The sequence below is a fragment of the Silvimonas amylolytica genome (genome assembly GCF_014645555.1).
Taxonomy (GTDB): Bacteria; Pseudomonadota; Gammaproteobacteria; order Burkholderiales; family Chitinibacteraceae; genus Silvimonas; species Silvimonas amylolytica.
The window spans coordinates 281,846-297,007 of record NZ_BMLY01000003.1 but is presented as its reverse complement, the minus strand read 5'-3'; the positions used below and the strand labels follow the sequence as shown (position 1 = coordinate 297,007).

General features: G+C 57.7%; 10 protein-coding genes. 2 read left to right on the top strand and 8 right to left on the bottom strand.

The window, feature by feature from the left end:
* Nucleotides 1-55: 55 nt before the first annotated feature.
* Both IEX44_RS11160 and bioB read right to left on the bottom strand, forming a co-directional pair.
* A complete protein-coding gene (locus IEX44_RS11160) occupies nt 56-493 on the bottom strand; it encodes a hypothetical protein (protein ID WP_188693302.1) in 438 nt (145 codons plus the stop codon).
* Between the two features lie 92 nt (nt 494-585).
* Nucleotides 586-1,581 carry a biotin synthase BioB gene (bioB, locus tag IEX44_RS11155; protein WP_188693300.1) on the bottom strand — a complete coding sequence of 332 codons (996 nt, stop codon included), beginning with the start codon at nt 1,579-1,581 and terminating at the stop codon, nt 586-588.
* Here bioB and IEX44_RS11150 point away from each other — a divergent pair.
* A complete protein-coding gene (locus tag IEX44_RS11150; protein ID WP_268238899.1) occupies nt 1,580-2,347 on the top strand; it encodes a ComF family protein in 768 nt (255 codons plus the stop codon). The two genes, bioB and IEX44_RS11150, sit on opposite strands and share 2 nt — an antisense overlap.
* Before the next feature lie 91 nt (nt 2,348-2,438).
* Here IEX44_RS11150 and IEX44_RS11145 read toward each other — a convergent pair whose 3' ends face one another.
* From IEX44_RS11145 to IEX44_RS11130, 4 genes are all read right to left on the bottom strand, one after another.
* Complete coding sequence (locus IEX44_RS11145) at nt 2,439-3,647, bottom strand: SGNH/GDSL hydrolase family protein (protein WP_188693293.1); 1,209 nt, start codon at nt 3,645-3,647, stop codon at nt 2,439-2,441.
* Between the two features lie 272 nt (nt 3,648-3,919).
* Nucleotides 3,920-7,768 carry a translocation/assembly module TamB domain-containing protein gene (locus IEX44_RS11140; RefSeq protein ID WP_188693290.1) on the bottom strand — a complete coding sequence of 1,283 codons (3,849 nt, stop codon included), beginning with the start codon at nt 7,766-7,768 and terminating at the stop codon, nt 3,920-3,922.
* Between the two features lie 2 nt (nt 7,769-7,770).
* Nucleotides 7,771-9,468 carry an autotransporter assembly complex protein TamA gene (locus IEX44_RS11135; RefSeq protein WP_188693286.1) on the bottom strand — a complete coding sequence of 566 codons (1,698 nt, stop codon included), beginning with the start codon at nt 9,466-9,468 and terminating at the stop codon, nt 7,771-7,773.
* A 957-nt stretch (nt 9,469-10,425) separates the two neighbouring features.
* Nucleotides 10,426-11,016, bottom strand: coding sequence for a chalcone isomerase family protein (locus IEX44_RS11130; RefSeq protein WP_188693283.1), 591 nt, complete (start codon nt 11,014-11,016; stop codon nt 10,426-10,428).
* Between IEX44_RS11130 and IEX44_RS11125 the strand changes: the two genes are divergently transcribed.
* Nucleotides 11,006-11,311 (top strand): hypothetical protein, encoded by a 306-nt coding sequence (locus IEX44_RS11125; RefSeq protein ID WP_194468907.1) that lies wholly within the window; start codon nt 11,006-11,008, stop codon nt 11,309-11,311. The two genes, IEX44_RS11130 and IEX44_RS11125, sit on opposite strands and share 11 nt — an antisense overlap.
* Nucleotides 11,312-11,356: 45 nt before the next feature.
* On the opposite strand, the gene IEX44_RS11120 is transcribed toward IEX44_RS11125, so the two are convergent.
* Entirely contained in the window at nt 11,357-12,562 is a 1,206-nt protein-coding gene (locus IEX44_RS11120) for an acetyl-CoA C-acyltransferase (RefSeq protein WP_188693277.1), read from the bottom strand.
* A 166-nt stretch (nt 12,563-12,728) separates the two neighbouring features.
* Nucleotides 12,729-15,101 (bottom strand): 3-hydroxyacyl-CoA dehydrogenase/enoyl-CoA hydratase family protein, encoded by a 2,373-nt coding sequence (locus tag IEX44_RS11115; protein ID WP_188693274.1) that lies wholly within the window; start codon nt 15,099-15,101, stop codon nt 12,729-12,731.
* Nucleotides 15,102-15,162: the final 61 nt, after the last annotated feature.

Below are 15,162 nucleotides of genomic sequence, written 5' to 3'. Positions count from 1 at the left end.
TCGGGCAACCCCCGACACCTAAAACAACGGCGCCATCTGGCGCCTACACCCGCTTTCAAGGCTTCATAGCCGCGACGGGATTATCTCTTTGACCTCTAATCACCGTACGCCACTGGAAAACGCCAACAACTAAGCCAGCGCCAAGCAACGGCCAAAACAATCCCAGCACATGCCACCAGAAATCAGGGGTCTCGGACAGGTACCGCAGCATTTTCTTTTCAGTCATAGCCAGCGTGACATCGCTCGACCGAACGAGGAGCGTCAGCAGACCGATAGGGAAAACGATCGTCACCAGGAATACCACCGACAATGCCGTTTTTGATGCCCGCCCCGCGAAACCTATCATCAGCCCCGCATACGTTACCGAGACTCCGATCCACCACATGCCGAGCCAATCGATGAGATTTTCCATATGCATTGCACCCGGCACGAACAACGCCAGAACATAGAGCACAGTAAAACCACCACGTCGTAGCCACATCCACATATTCATGCCGCCCACAAACAAGAACCGGAAGCCATTCAACAAAAAAGGATGACCAAAGTCATCCTTTTTCTGATCTCAACCGCAGACGGCTGCGCCAATTACAACGGCTTGATGTCCAGCTTCTCCATCAAGGCCCGATCGCGCGTTACATCCGGATTGCCGGTAGTCAACAGCTTGTCACCGTAGAAAATCGAATTGGCACCCGCCATAAAGCAGAGCGCCTGCATCGCTTCCGGCATTTGCTGGCGACCTGCCGACAAGCGCACAAAGCTCTTGGGCAAGGTGATGCGAGCCACAGCGATGGTGCGCACAAACTCGGTCCAGTCCAGCGGGTCTGTGCCGTGCAACGGCGTGCCCTCGACCTGCACCAGATTATTGATCGGTACAGACTCCGGTTGCGGGTCCAGGTTAGCCAGTTGGGTAATCAGGCCGGCGCGGTCTTCGCGGGTTTCGCCCATGCCGACAATGCCGCCAGTACAGACATGAATGCCGGCCTTGCGGACCTTGCCCAACGTATCCAGACGGTCGTCGTATTGACGGGTGGAAACGATATCGGCGTATTTTTCCGGCGCGGTATCCAGATTGTGGTTGTAGTAATCCAGGCCGCTGTCACGCAGTTGCTCGGCTTGCCCTTCCTTGAGCATACCCAGCGTGGCACAGGTCTCAAGGCCCAACGCCTTCACACCAGCGATCATCTTTTTCACTTCATCCAGGTCGCGCTGCTTGGGGCCGCGCCAGGCGGCGCCCATACAGAAACGGCTGGCGCCATTTTCACGGGCGATACGGGCCACATCGATGACTTCATCCGCGCTCATCATGGCTTCGTTGTCGACGCCAGTGTGGTAGCGCGCCGCTTGCGGGCAATAGCCGCAGTCTTCGCTACAGCCACCGGTCTTGACGGACAACAGCGTAGAGAGTTGTACGCGATTGGCGTCAAAGTGTTCACGATGCACTTGCTGAGCACGGAACAACAGATCGTTGAACGGCAGGTTGAACAAGGCCTCGATATCGGCCACGTCCCAGGCACCGGATTCCGGATGGGGCTCCAGCTTTTTGAAGGTCACGGGTTGCGTCAGCGCAGCAGGATGATTCATGGCTTTCCCTAAGCTAAGCGGGTTTGGTTGTTTGCATTCTGTGAGGGAGTCCAGTCAGTTGTCAAATTATCAGAATATTTTTTTGAACAAATTACAAAACACATTGCTCGCTCTATTGCCACCCGCGCAATGCGCGCTCTGCGGACAAGCATCCCGTCGGGGCCTGTGCGATGCCTGCCGGCGTGAACTTCCGTGGCTTGATCAGCCGGTTTGCCAGCGCTGTGCCATGCCATCGCTCATCGCGGGTGATTGCCCGCAGTGTCAGCGGACCCTGCCGGCATTCACGCGGACCGTGGCAGCGTTTGAATACGCGGGCTGGCTGGCACGTTGTATCCCTGCCGGGAAATTTTCCGGGCGCTGGTCGCTGTTTGATTTGCTGGCCCGCGAGGCGGCGCACCGGCTTGATGGCATGCCACAACCGGAGGTCATCATCCCGGTACCGCTCTTTGCCAGGCGCTGGCAAGAACGGGGGTTCAACCAGAGTTTGCAGATTGCCACAGTCTGGAGCCGGCATCTTGGCGTGCCCGTAGAACCGCGCTGGCTGGCCCGCGTGCGCGATACCGGACACCAGTTGCAACTTGATTTGCCTTCACGCCAGCGCAATCTGCGCCAGGCTTTCTCGGCCAAATCCGCGGTGGCGGGCCGGCACATTGCGCTGGTTGATGACGTAATGACCACCGGCACGACCTTGCATGTGGCCGCCAGAACATTGCTGAAAGCCGGTGCACGCCGGGTGGATGCCTGGGTGCTGGCCCGCACCCTGTGATCAGTACGCGAACGGCGAATAAAAAAAAGCGCAGCTTGTGACTGCGCTTTTCTGGCACGGGCAGGTAAGCCTGTGCTGGAGGTGTGTTGGTTTACTGCGCGATCAGCGGCTGAATTTGTTTGAGTACCGCAGCGGCCCAGATCTTGTGGGCGCCATTGGTCGGGTGCACGTAGTCAGCAAACAAGTAGTTACTGTCAGTAGCACCCGCGACCAGCGTTGCTTGCGTGCAGATCAGCGAGGTCAGCGTGGACGGATCAGTTGAATCGGTCCTGGAATTACAAGCAGGCTGGGATACATTGATCATGCCGTACTGGCTCATGTTGGCTTGTACGTTTGCCAGCAACGCGTTGGCATCAAAGGTAACGATCTTGCTACCAGCCAGACCTGCTGCCACTTCCTGGTTGTATGCAGTCACCATGGTGGTGATCAGCGTAGGCAGATAGGTCACCGTCGGGACCAGCGCAGAGCCGCCAGAAGCGTTGAGCTTTGCGGTGACAACTTGCTTCAGGAACGCTGCAAACGGGGTTGCGCCAATATCAGGTACATTGGCATAAACCACATTGGTCGCGCCACCATTGGGCAGACGTTGCAGTTGGGCCACCATGTTGTCAGCCGTCGCCTTGCCAAACGCCGTCACAGTGGCTGCCGCGGAAGTAAGGTTGCCGCTGGTCGCGATCGCGGTCAGCAACTGTCCGACCTGGGTTGTATCCTGGAAATAATTCAGAATGTCATTGGCGCCACCATCAACCAGGACCAGTTGGCTGGCATTGAACGTGGGGGTTGCAGCCAGGTAAAGATCAATCTGGGTTTTCACAGACAGTGCGGTTGCTTCTTGCACCGGCACATTGCCAGTGGTGGCATCATTCACCACACCACCGCCCGCAGCGTCGGTTTGCACCGTTGCACCACCCTGGGCGTAGTCAGTGCCGCCCAGGGTGACGACCTGCCCCGGACCACCGTAGCTGGTTGGCAGACCAAAATCTACGCGCTGATACGGCTGCAGATAGAAGTTGTAGGCAAGCGCAACGTAGGAGGTCCACGGTGCACCCGGCTTGGTCGTAAATGCCAGACCAGGAGACGCAGGGACCGGGCCGGCTGTGTGCAGCAGCGCCGTGGTCGGGTTGTAAGTGCCGACGTCGTTCAGGCTGTCGCCAAAAACCACAACCTGTTTGATATTGGCCTGCGTCTGAGTCGCATTGTTGCTGTCAAAGTCGTGACCACCATCGCTACCCCCACCACAGGCGGCCAGCAACAGTGCGGCGGCCAACGCCGACAGTGCACCGATTCCATGTGTGCGCATGCGCATCTCCTTCCTTAATTATTCGTTTGTTTGACTTTCCAGCCAGCAGTCGCCGGAACCCCGAGCGGAACGGGGCACAGAGTGTACCTGATTTGTAGTGCTTTATTTCGTACTACATGGTGCAGCGTAATAATCCCGCAACAGCCGCAACAATAAGCAGTTTCAGCAAGACGGGTGTTTAACACCTGCGGCCATTTCTGTTTTGCAGGAAAAGGCAGGAAAAAAGGCCGCATCATCGCGGCCTTCGTGGCTGGAACCCGCATGAATGCTGGCTACCAGGGTACCTTGTCAAAAGAGATGTTATACGTGGCATCCATCGTACTTTCGTAGGCCCCAAAACGCGTGACGAGCGACCAGTTGCGCGAAAGCCGCAATGTGAGCTTGATGGCATCTTCAAGGCCATCGAGGCTCTTGTCGAAAGCAATGGAGACTTTGTCGGTCAGCCGCTTGCCGATCGACACGATCTGCGTAGTGGTGCCATCAGCGTGTTTATCGGTGCTCATACCCACTTCATCAATACCAATGCTGCCAAGCAGTTCTTGTGAGAACCCCTGCCCGGACGAATCCCCCGACAACAAAGCGTTCAGGGCCTGCACCATGACCGCCGCGTCGCCCTTGTCCATGCTGTCGGTGCCGTGGCCAAACAAGAGCCAGGCCAGCTTTTCGTTATCCGGCACAGCGGGCTCCGAGTACAGCGTGACACGGGGGGAACTGGCTGTGCCCTTCACGGCTACACCAGCTTCTACCGACAAGCCACGCCGCATGGCCAGAATATCCAGCCCTGGGTTATCCAGCGGCCCGGAGAACGACAGCACGCCACGTTCAATAGTCAGGTTCTGGCCGTAGGCTGCGTATTTGCCGTCTTCCACGCTCACCGTGCCGTGGGCTGACAGTGACTGATTGGGGCTGGCGCGCAAACGCAATGCGCCAGCGAGGCGTGCATCCAGTCCATAGCCCTTGAAGGTGAAGTCATCGCCAAGATCAACATCAAACTGCAGCGCGGCCAGCGGCACGTTTGCTTTTTCTTCGCGCTGGACACCAGCCAGCACGACGTCATCAGACAAATGCGGCTCACCCGCAGCCTGATAGCGCACCATGCCGCGATCCGCACGCATGTTGCCCTTGACCGAAATCCCGTCCTTGTCATACCCCACCAGACCCTTGCCAGACACAATCAGTTGCATATCCGGTTTGTTGATCAGTGTCAGGTGTTCTGCCGTGATGTTGGCTTCGGCGTGCGGGCCTTCTTTACCGATATCCATGGTGCCATCTGCTCGCAGCACGCCCTGGCCACCGTGAAACTCAAACTGTTTAAGCGTGAGGCGGTTATCCTGCATGGCCAGATGCACCGTGCCATCGCGCAGTGTCAGGCCCGTGGCCGTGTCGCGGATATCCAGCTTTTGCCCGTCTACAGAACCGGAAATACGTGGTTCTTCCAGGGTGCCACTGCGGTGAATTTCAAAACGCACATTGCCGGCGAGGGCGATATTGCTACTCACCAGCGGTGCGATCTTTTCCAGTTTCTCGATATTGCCTACCGCGTTGAAGGTCAGTGGCGCGCCAGGTGCAATCCGCTTGTCGTGCCAGTCGATCTGGGTATTGCCGTCAAGGTTGATCGCCCCGAAACGATCACTCGACACAAGGCCGGACAACGCAACACGGGACTGCTTTGCATCCAGCCTGGCGCGCAGTGCAGTGAGCGTAAACGCCTGCGGCGCACCGCCGCTTTGCAGCCGGATATCGCCCGAATCACGCTGTATTTCTACAAAGCCGTCCAGGACATCAGCGCCAGTGAGATCCCAGCGGCCCGACAGCAGCATGTCACTGGTGAGGTTCTTGGCCCCGGCCAGCACCAGATAATCAGACAACGGCACTTTTTGCAGTTCACCAGCGGTGCTGAGATGAGTGCCCGCCATATCCAGCCGCGCGATATGAATCTGACCGTTGCCCACTTTCAGACGGGTATCAGCCAGCGCGACGCGCTGTGCACCGGCGGTCAGGGTCGTCGGGGCCATGAGTTCGACTTTGAGTGGCCCTTCAGCCAATAGACGTTCAATCTGCCCTTGCCAGTTCCACTGCGCATCCAGACCACCAGCCGCAGCAAAGTCAGCAGATACGGGCTGGTTCTGATATTTGCCCTGCATGGTCAGCGTTATCTGATGCTGGTTACGCGTGCCTTCCAGATTGAACTTCAGGCTGCCCACGCTGGCGTCAAATCCGCTGGCGTTGACCAATTCGACATTGGCGTGGATGGGGCTGTTCAGATCTGCAAACAAACGCGCGTCAACATGGGCTTCCTGAACCTGCACACCAAACGGCGTTTTCAGTCCTTGCGCGGCGAGCTTGCCCTGAATTTCTGGCCGTTTGAAGCCGCCACGCAAATTCACATCGCCATTCAACACACCGCCAAAACCCTGGCCGACATCCGCCAGATGCGGCAGATCCAGATGCAGGTTGAGTTGATCCGACGGTGTACCCAGCGCCCCACGGGCATCAATCCGGTTGGCACCCAGTTGCAGCCACAAACCGGGCGTAACCATGCGTTTGGCGTCAAGCTTCGCCTCACCTTGCCCGGCCAGTGGCTGGCCGCTGAAGGTGCTGTTAGCCAGCTTGTATTGCAATTGTCCTTGCCAGGCCGGCTGCAACTGGCCAGAAGCAGTAAAGTCTCCACTGATACTGCCTACCGGCGCGGCCACATATTCGGCCGGGTTCACTTTGGCAAACTTGCCAGTCGCTTTGAAGTCTTGCTTGCCATCCAGAGCAAACTCGCCAGACAACGCGACGCTGGCCAGCCCACGCGATAGCTCCAATTTGCGGATCGCGAGGCGCCGTTCTTTCTCAGGGTTGATCCAGCCCAGATCGACATTTGCAGACGCCTTGTAACGCGCGTCAGCAAGCTTTGCCAGCACATCTGGCGCTTTGTATGGGCCGGTGAGCTGGATATCACCCGACAGGCGCGTCGGCGGCTGACGTTTGAGCAAGCTGGCAATATCGAGCGCATCCAGCTTGAAATCCGCTTTGAGTTTGTCCTGGCGGAACTCGCCCTGCCCTGTCACTTTGGCACCGCCCAGCAAGCGCGCTTCAAAGTTTTGCAAATCGAGCCGGTCATTGAAAACAGTAAAGCTGGAACTGAGACCTGTCAGGGGGATGGCGTCGTCATCAATCATCGCCGCCGCTGTATTGGTGATCACAATCGTGCCATCCGCACGATCCTTTGCGCGTGGCACCAGGGTCATCTGGGCAGAAAGCGATGCCTGCGGCAATGAACCCATCAACTGTTTTGGATTGACGCGCTCTGCGGTCAGGCGCAGTTCGTGCAACATGGTGTAGCTGTATTCAGCGAACACATCGGCCCGCAGCGACACACTGGCTTGCGCCACTTCGCCCTGCAAACGCCCTTGCACTTGCAGATCACGTAAATTGTGATTGAGCTGCAAACCCGCCTGCACGTATTTGCCGTCCAGATGACCATGAAACTGCACCTGGCCCACGGTTTTAAACGGGGCATCCCCATCCAGTTGCAGATCTGCCTCGACCCGGCCGCGCGGCGTCAAGAGTTGTGAAAGCTTGAGCTGATGCAGCTCTCCATCGCTATGCAAGCTGGCTTTCAAGCTGGTAAACACCAACGGCGTATCGATGATCTCCAACCGTGCCAGTTGCAGTTCATCTACGCGGATGGCGATCGGCAGATCAAGGCTGGTTGGTGGCGGTGACGCCGGCTTGTTGGGCGGCTGCGGCTTGCTGGTAATACGTACCGAGCCGACATCCAGCGCATCAATGCCGATACGTTCGTAAACAAGTTCCTGGGGACGCCAGGTGAGGTCGATCCGGTCTACGGTTACGTGCACTTCTGGTGTATCGACCACCAGATCATGGACGATCAAATTGCGATAGAGCGACCCCTGGACTTTGCCGATCCGCACCATCCCGGTGGCATTGACCTTTTGCAGCAACCAGTCGTGACCATGCTGAGTGTCAATCCAGTAAAGCGCCCCAGCGACCGTCAGCACCAGCAAGACCACCAACCACAGCGGCCCACGCCATAGCCAGTGCAAGCCGTGGCGACGCTTTCTGGCCGGCGGCGCTGGGGTCTCGGGGGGCTGATTCTGGAGGTCGTCCATATTTAGAACGCCAGCCCCATGGCAAAGTGAAAGCGCCACTGTCGTTCAGTAACGCCATATGCAATATCGGCACCGATCGAACCCACCGGGCTGATCCAGCGCGCACCGACGCCCACGCCAGTGTGACCTTCCCAGGTTTGCCAGGTATCTGCAGCGTCGCCGTAATCAGCAAACACGGCACCGCGCCAGGCCTTGTACACGGGGTGCTGGTATTCCACACTGCTGGTCGCAAGGACACGACCAGGATTCACCGTGCCGTCATCCGCCTTCACGCCCAGACTTTGATAATCGTAACCACGTACGCTGCCAGCGCCACCCGCCCGGAACAACCAGTCCGTGGGGACTTCAGCCGCAGTCCGTGCAAAAGTCTGACCGCCTTCCAGGCGGCCAAGAAAAATCCCTTCCTCACCCACTGGCCAGTACAAGGCACCTTTGCTGTACAGGCGCACAAAGGTCTGCGTGGACAGGATTTGCCCCGAGGCGCCGCCGCCTTCCACCTGCCAGATCGTGCCCTTGTGCGGGTCGCGCTGATTATCAAGATCGCGGCGAATCCATTGGTAGTTGAGCGTCAGCGAATGCGGACGATCAATATTGCCGTCACCCGAGTCCCGGCGTTCGACCAGATATTCCAGCGTCAAGGTACGGTCAATATTGCGATCGCTCACCGACCGCGACACCCCACCCTTGTAACTGGTGGTCGACAACCCCTGCACGATACTGTGATCGCCAGAGAAATAAACCTTATGTGAGTAACCATCCGGCTGTTTTGGAAACGTCAGATCCGTACTGAGTGATTGTTCCAGCCCTTCGTAAACGGCCTTGGTGTTCCAGACCCAGCCCCGATCCGCAATGTTGTTATAGCGATAGTCGATCTGGCCACGATAGCGTGTGTTGGTGCTGTAACCGGCGGCCAGCCCGAGTTTTTGCAATGGCGCTTCCTGCACGGTGATATCGATCGGCGCGTTATACGGTGGCGCGTTATCCAGTTGGGCGTCGACCACTGCCGCTGCAACCTGCGGCATTTCCTGCAAGTCGGTTTGCAGATTGAGTATCTCGAAGCGCCGGTATTCACCCCCTTCCGCCAGATGAACCTGATCGCGCACGATCTTTTCCGGGTAACGCTGCATGCCGTTGATCTTGACGTAGCCGTAGTGATAGAACGGCCCGCTATCTATGACCAGCGTCAGATCAGCATACTGTTTGTCTTCTGAAATCAGCGCTTCGCTCTGGGTAATACGTGCGCCGGCATAGCGCCGCACCAGTACCGCGTTCAGCGTAGTACGTTTGTAGAGATCCCAGTCTGACTGGGTAAAGATATCGCCCTTATCCAGTGGCGGCTTGCGCGCCAGCCGTGCCAGGAGCGCATCTCGGTATGCCGGGTCATCATTGATCGGGCCAGTCAGGCGTAAATCCACCTTGCGCACTTCAACCTGTGGGCCTGGCTCGACCGTGACATACACATGGTAGCTGTCGCCTTCGGCTTGCATGCGCGCTTGCACATCGGGTTTGAAATAACCCTCTGTATTGAGCAATCCGGTTGCATCTTGCGGTGCGCGGTCAACGGCCGCTTGCAATTCGTCGACCTGCAGACCTTTCTGACTACGCCATTTGTACACGTCCAGATAAGGCTTCAAGAGATCAACGACATCACTGGGGCCGGAGATATCAATCTTGTAACTGTCGATCTTGCGCACGTCCACGGCGGTATCCGCGGATGATTCCACCGCAGACTGAGGTTCTGAAGCGCTCTGGCTTTGTGGGGCCGCTTGCGGGTCAGATGCGGTCTGCGGTTCAGACGCGGTTTGCGGCTCTGATGCGCGCGCAGCCTCGAGCAACAAGGCGAAAAAGCACAGGCAAAGAAAGCGCACCGGCAAGGACATTGAGGAAGGGGCTAAGGCAACAAAACAAGCCGCTACTTTACAGAAGTGTGCTCTTGCGGTGAATCAGAAACCGTACAAATCGGCACTAAAAGCTGAAAGCGTGGCTGATTTGAGAATTACAAGTGCAACAAGTGTGGAGAACGCCGGAAAACAGGCAAAAAAACAGCCCGGGACATAAACCACCGGGGGCGGTCATGTACCACGGGCATCAGAGGATGGAGGAGTCGATAAAGCTAAGCGGCTCGCGCCGCCATTTTAAGCCTAGGAGAGCTTAAAACTGGTTTTGCATCAGAGGCTTGCGCCTCTATACAAGGTTGTCAGATCAACGCGGGCACTGCGTCGATTGCCAACCGTGAGACTTGACCATCAAGCGGGTGATCCGTTGGGCGTTTTTCACAATCAGATTGAAAGTACGCATTTCCATCTCCTTTTGAATCTGGAACTTCAGTGGATCCGGCTTGTGGCTCGGCATGGACAAATAGTACCTCTACTACAAAACTGGTGCAAGCATTTTCGTAGAATTACTACGTAATAAGTTCGTAACATCAAGGAATATTGTTACGCATATTTAACACTTATACGTTAATAAACAACAATATAACGTATTGCAAAATGTAAAATACATCATGAAAAATCGTGTAGCCAAACTACGGAAATAAGTGATACACCTCACTACGCACAGTGGCGGCGCATCCAGAGCACACTTGAGGTGCATCAAAGCAATACGACAAAAAAAGGAGGCCGAAGCCTCCTTTTTGGGTGTCGCCAGCGCGAGCTTTATTCTGTCTTGCCCAACAGCGCCGCCTTGAGATTGTCCTGCACAGGCTTGGCACCCAGCCAGATCGACAACATTGCAGCAGCGAAATCATCCCCCGCAATCACAGGATAGGCTTTGCCGCGTACCGAGACCTTCGTCCCCTGCCCCGGAATAAAGTCCAGGGTGATCAGGTCGCCCTTCTCAACAGACTTCACTTCGTTGAAGATTTTCTCCAGCGCACTGATGCGCGGCTTGAGTGCGGCCAGTTGCGCATCGGACACGTTGGCGCTCAGCCCTTCGACAAATGACTCATGCATGGTCGAAGCCGAAACACTGCGCACCATGTGCAGTTCCATGCGGCGCGGCGTGGTTGCATTGATGACCGTCGCAGCGTCGCTGGTTTTAGCCGAGGTATACAGCGCGGCCACATAGACACTGAAAATCAGTTTCTTGCGCATGCCAGCGCCGTCGAGTTGCAGGCTTTGACCGCCCACATCGGCATGATCGGCCACGGTCTGACCAGATACTTCAACAGCCAGTGCGTGCGTACCACTCAGCGTCAGCGCGGCGGCCAATGCCAGCATGGCGATACGGGATTGCTTGAGCTTCATCGTGTACGTTCCTTTTTTGATGGCCTGTTCTGCCAGACCAGGCCTGCCTGACCTGTCCGGCGCCACATCAGCAAACTCGATGTGGCAAAAGGCGCTGATTATTATGTTTCTGCGACCACTTGCAAAACGCAGGCAAAAAAAAGCCCGCAGTTCAGACCGCGGGCACAAAAGGCAGAGCGTGAAGAAAACGGTAAAACCGGCCCGTGACCACGGTAGCCGCCGACATATTGCATGGTTGCAGGGCGCAGCAGTCCTGACGCTCGCCGTAGCAAGCGCCCTGCGCTATCTGCACTGATTGCAACCTCATGCCGGCTGCTTCATGGTTACGGGCCTTACATCTTTACAGCGACTGGATGATGCCGGCGGCACCCATACCAGTACCGATACACATGGTGACCATGCCGTATTTGCCGGCCATGCCTTCGCGGCGCATGCCGTGAACCAGCGTGGCCGCGCGAATGGCACCGGTGGCACCCAGCGGGTGACCCAGGGCGATGGCGCCACCCTGCGGGTTGACGTTGGCGGATTCCAGACCCAGGTCGCGAATCACGGCCAGCGCTTGTGCAGCAAAGGCTTCGTTCAGTTCAATCCAGGCCAGGTCTTCTTTGGTCAGACCAGCATTGCGCAGCGCAGCCGGGATGGCTTCTTTCGGGCCAATCCCCATGATTTCTGGCGGCACACCCTTGACGGCAAAGCTCACGTAGCGAGCCAGCGGCGTCAGGTTGTATTCCTTCAGAATGCGCTCAGACACCAGGATCAGCGCGCCAGCACCGTCGGACATCTGGGAACTGTTACCAGCGGTCACGGAGCCCTTGGCCGCAAACACGGTCTTGAGTTTGGCCAGGCCTTCCATGCTGGTGTCGCGGCGCGGACCTTCATCGGTGGTCAGCGTTTTCTTGATCAGTTCGACTTCACCGGTGGCCAGGTTGGGCACGCGGTAGGTCACTTCCAGCGGCGTGATTTCATCGCTGAACTTGCCGGCTTCAATGGCGGCCAGCGCACGGCGGTGCGACTCGACCGCAAACGCGTCCTGATCTTCACGGCTGACGTTCCACTGGTTGGCAACCTTCTCGGCCGTCAGACCCATGCCGTAGGCGATACCCAGGTTTTCGTCCTTGGCAAAGATTTCCGGGTTCAGCGCAACTTTGTTACCCATCATCGGCACCATGGACATGCTCTCGGTACCGGCGGCGATCATGATGTCGGCTTCGCCAGTGCGGATGCGGTCAGCGGCCATCTGCACGGCGTTGATGCCGGAGGAGCAGAAACGGTTGATGGTCACGCCACCCACGGTGTTGGGCAGGCCGGCCAGCAGCACGCCGATACGGGCAATGTTCATGCCTTGTTCAGCTTCTGGCATGGCGCAACCGACCACGGCGTCTTCAATGCGGGACGGGTCCAGATTCGGCACCTGGGCCAGCGCGCCCTTGATGACGTGGGCCAGCATGTCGTCCGGGCGCACATAACGCATCATGCCGCGCGGGGCTTTGCCTACCGGCGTGCGGGTCGCAGCAACAATGTAGGCTTCTTGAACTTGTTTGCTCATTTTTGAGCTCCTGAGTATTCGGTCAAACGTTGTGGTTGTGGTAAGCCACAACCTGGAATGGCGATCAGACAGAGACGTAGGGTGGATTCGGAGCGGAGCGACAATCCGCCTGATTCCCGCATTGCATGGTGGGTTGCTGCGCGAACCCACCCTACGTGTTGACGCATCAGTTCCGTAACGGCTTGTTGTTTTCCAGCATGTACATGATCCGCTCTTGAGTCTTGCCCTTCTTCAGCAAGCCCATGAAGCGCTCACGCTCCAGCTTCAGAATCCATTCTTCATCCACCAGCGTGCCAGCTTCGACATCGCCACCACTGACCACGTCGGCGATCTGGCAGCCAATGAAGTAGTCGTACTTGCTGATGAAACCGCCTTCCAGCATGTTCACCAACTGGCCACGGATCGTGGCGGCGCCGGAGCGCCCCATCACCGGGAAGGCCTTGGGCTTGATCGGGGCCTTGTAGTTGGCATCGGCCAGGGCGCGGACTTGCGACTGGGCCACATGCAGGATTTCGTTGGCGTTGAACACGATGATGTCCGACTCACGCAGGTAGCCGATTTCTTTGGCTTCTTCTGCCGAAGTACCGACCTTGGCCATCGCCATCGCCATGTAGTAGTCCTTCAGGCTGGCCAGAATGTCGCCACCCTTGGCTTCGCGGGCGGCACGCAGCGCAAACTCCTTGCAACCGCCACCGGCCGGCAAGAGACCCACGCCCACTTCCACGAGGCCGACATAGGTTTCCAGTGCGGCAACCACGCGGGCGCAATGCATCAAGAACTCGCAACCGCCACCAAACGCGTAACCTTGCGCGGCACCGACCACTGGCACCTGGCTGTACTTGATGGTCATCGAGGTCTTCTGGAACTCGTGCACCATGTTTTCGATCGAGGCAAAGTCACCGGTCATGAAGGCCGGGCCCATGCTGGCCAGATCGGCGCCAACCGAGAACGGGGCTTCCGGATGCCAGATCACCAGACCCGGGAAGCGCTCTTCGGCAATCTTGACGGCCTTTTGCACGCCAGCCAGCACATCCGGACCCACGCAATGTGCTTTGGTCTTGAAGCTCAGTACCGGCACGTCGTCGCCAGCGCGCAGCCACATGCGCACGCCGTCGTTTTCGAACACAGTTTCGCCGTAGACAGGTTCGGCATCGCCAAACACGGTCGGCGGGTAAATCTGGCGCTCGTATACCGGCAGGCTGGAAGTCGGCTTCAGGCTGTTATCGGCAGCGCTGTAGCTGCCTTCAGGCGTGTGCACGCCATCGCGCTGGGCAACCCAGGCCGGCAGTGCGGCGCTAGCCATGGTCTTGCCAGCGGCGATATCTTCATTGATGGCGGCGGCAATGGCTTTCCAACCCGCCGCTTGCCACATTTCAAACGGGCCTTGCTTCCAGCCGAAACCCCAGCGGATAGCAAAGTCCACATCGCGGGCGCAGCCGGCAATGTCGCCCAGCCAGTAGGCAATGTATTGCCATACGTCGCGCATGCAGGCCCACAGGAACTGGGCTTCCGGGTGCGCAGACGCGCGCAGCGCAGCAAAACGTTCAGCCGGGTCGGTAATCTTCAGAATGGCTTTGACTTCGTCGCTGCCCTTCTGGCCGGATGCCACGTACTCACCCGCTTTCGGGTCCAGTACCAGGATGTCCTTGCCTTCTTTCTTGTAGATACCGGCGCGGGTCTTCTGGCCCAGCGCGCCCTTCTCGATCAAGGCTTGCATCCATGCCGGTGCCTGATAGTGGCTATGCCACGGGTCATTGGGCAGGTTGTCGGTCATGGTCTTGACCACGTGGGCGAACGTATCCAGACCCACGACATCAGCAGTACGGAAGGTGGCGGATTTCGGACGGCCCAGGCGCGGCCCGGTCAAGTCGTCCACCACATCAAAACGGATGCCGAAGCGTTCGGCGTGATGAATCGTCGCCAGCATGGAGAACACACCGATGCGGTTGGCGATGAAGTTAGGCGTGTCTTTGGCGCGAACCACGCCCTTGCCCAGACGCGTGACCAGGAAGGTTTCCAGGGCGTCCAGTTGTGCGCCGGCGGTATGCGCGGTCGGGATCAGTTCGACCAGGTACATGTAGCGCGGCGGATTAAAGAAGTGAATACCGCAGAAGCGATCACGCAGTTCTGCCGGTACACCTTCGGCCAGCTTGCCAATCGACAAGCCGGAAGTATTGGTCGCCAGAATGGCGTGCGGTGCCAGGAACGGGGCAATTTTGGCGTAGAGATCCAGCTTCCAGTCAAGGCGTTCGGCAATGGCTTCGATGATCAGATCACAGCTCTTGAGCTGCTCCAGATCAGAGCCATAGTTGGCCATCGCAACGTGTTCGGCACGGGCCGCGCTGGAAAACGGCGCAGGCTTGAGCTTTTTCAGATTGTCGATTGCCTTCTTGACGATGCCATTGGCGTCGCCTTCCTTGGCCGGCAAATCAAAAAGCACGGTATCGATACCGGCGTTCACCAGGTGAGCGGCAATCTGCGCACCCATCACCCCGGCGCCAAGTACGGCGACGCGGCGAATGTTGGCTGTCTGGACCATAAGAAATATATCCCCAATAGAACTGACCCTGTGGATAGGGTCTGAACAGGCCGGCACGGTG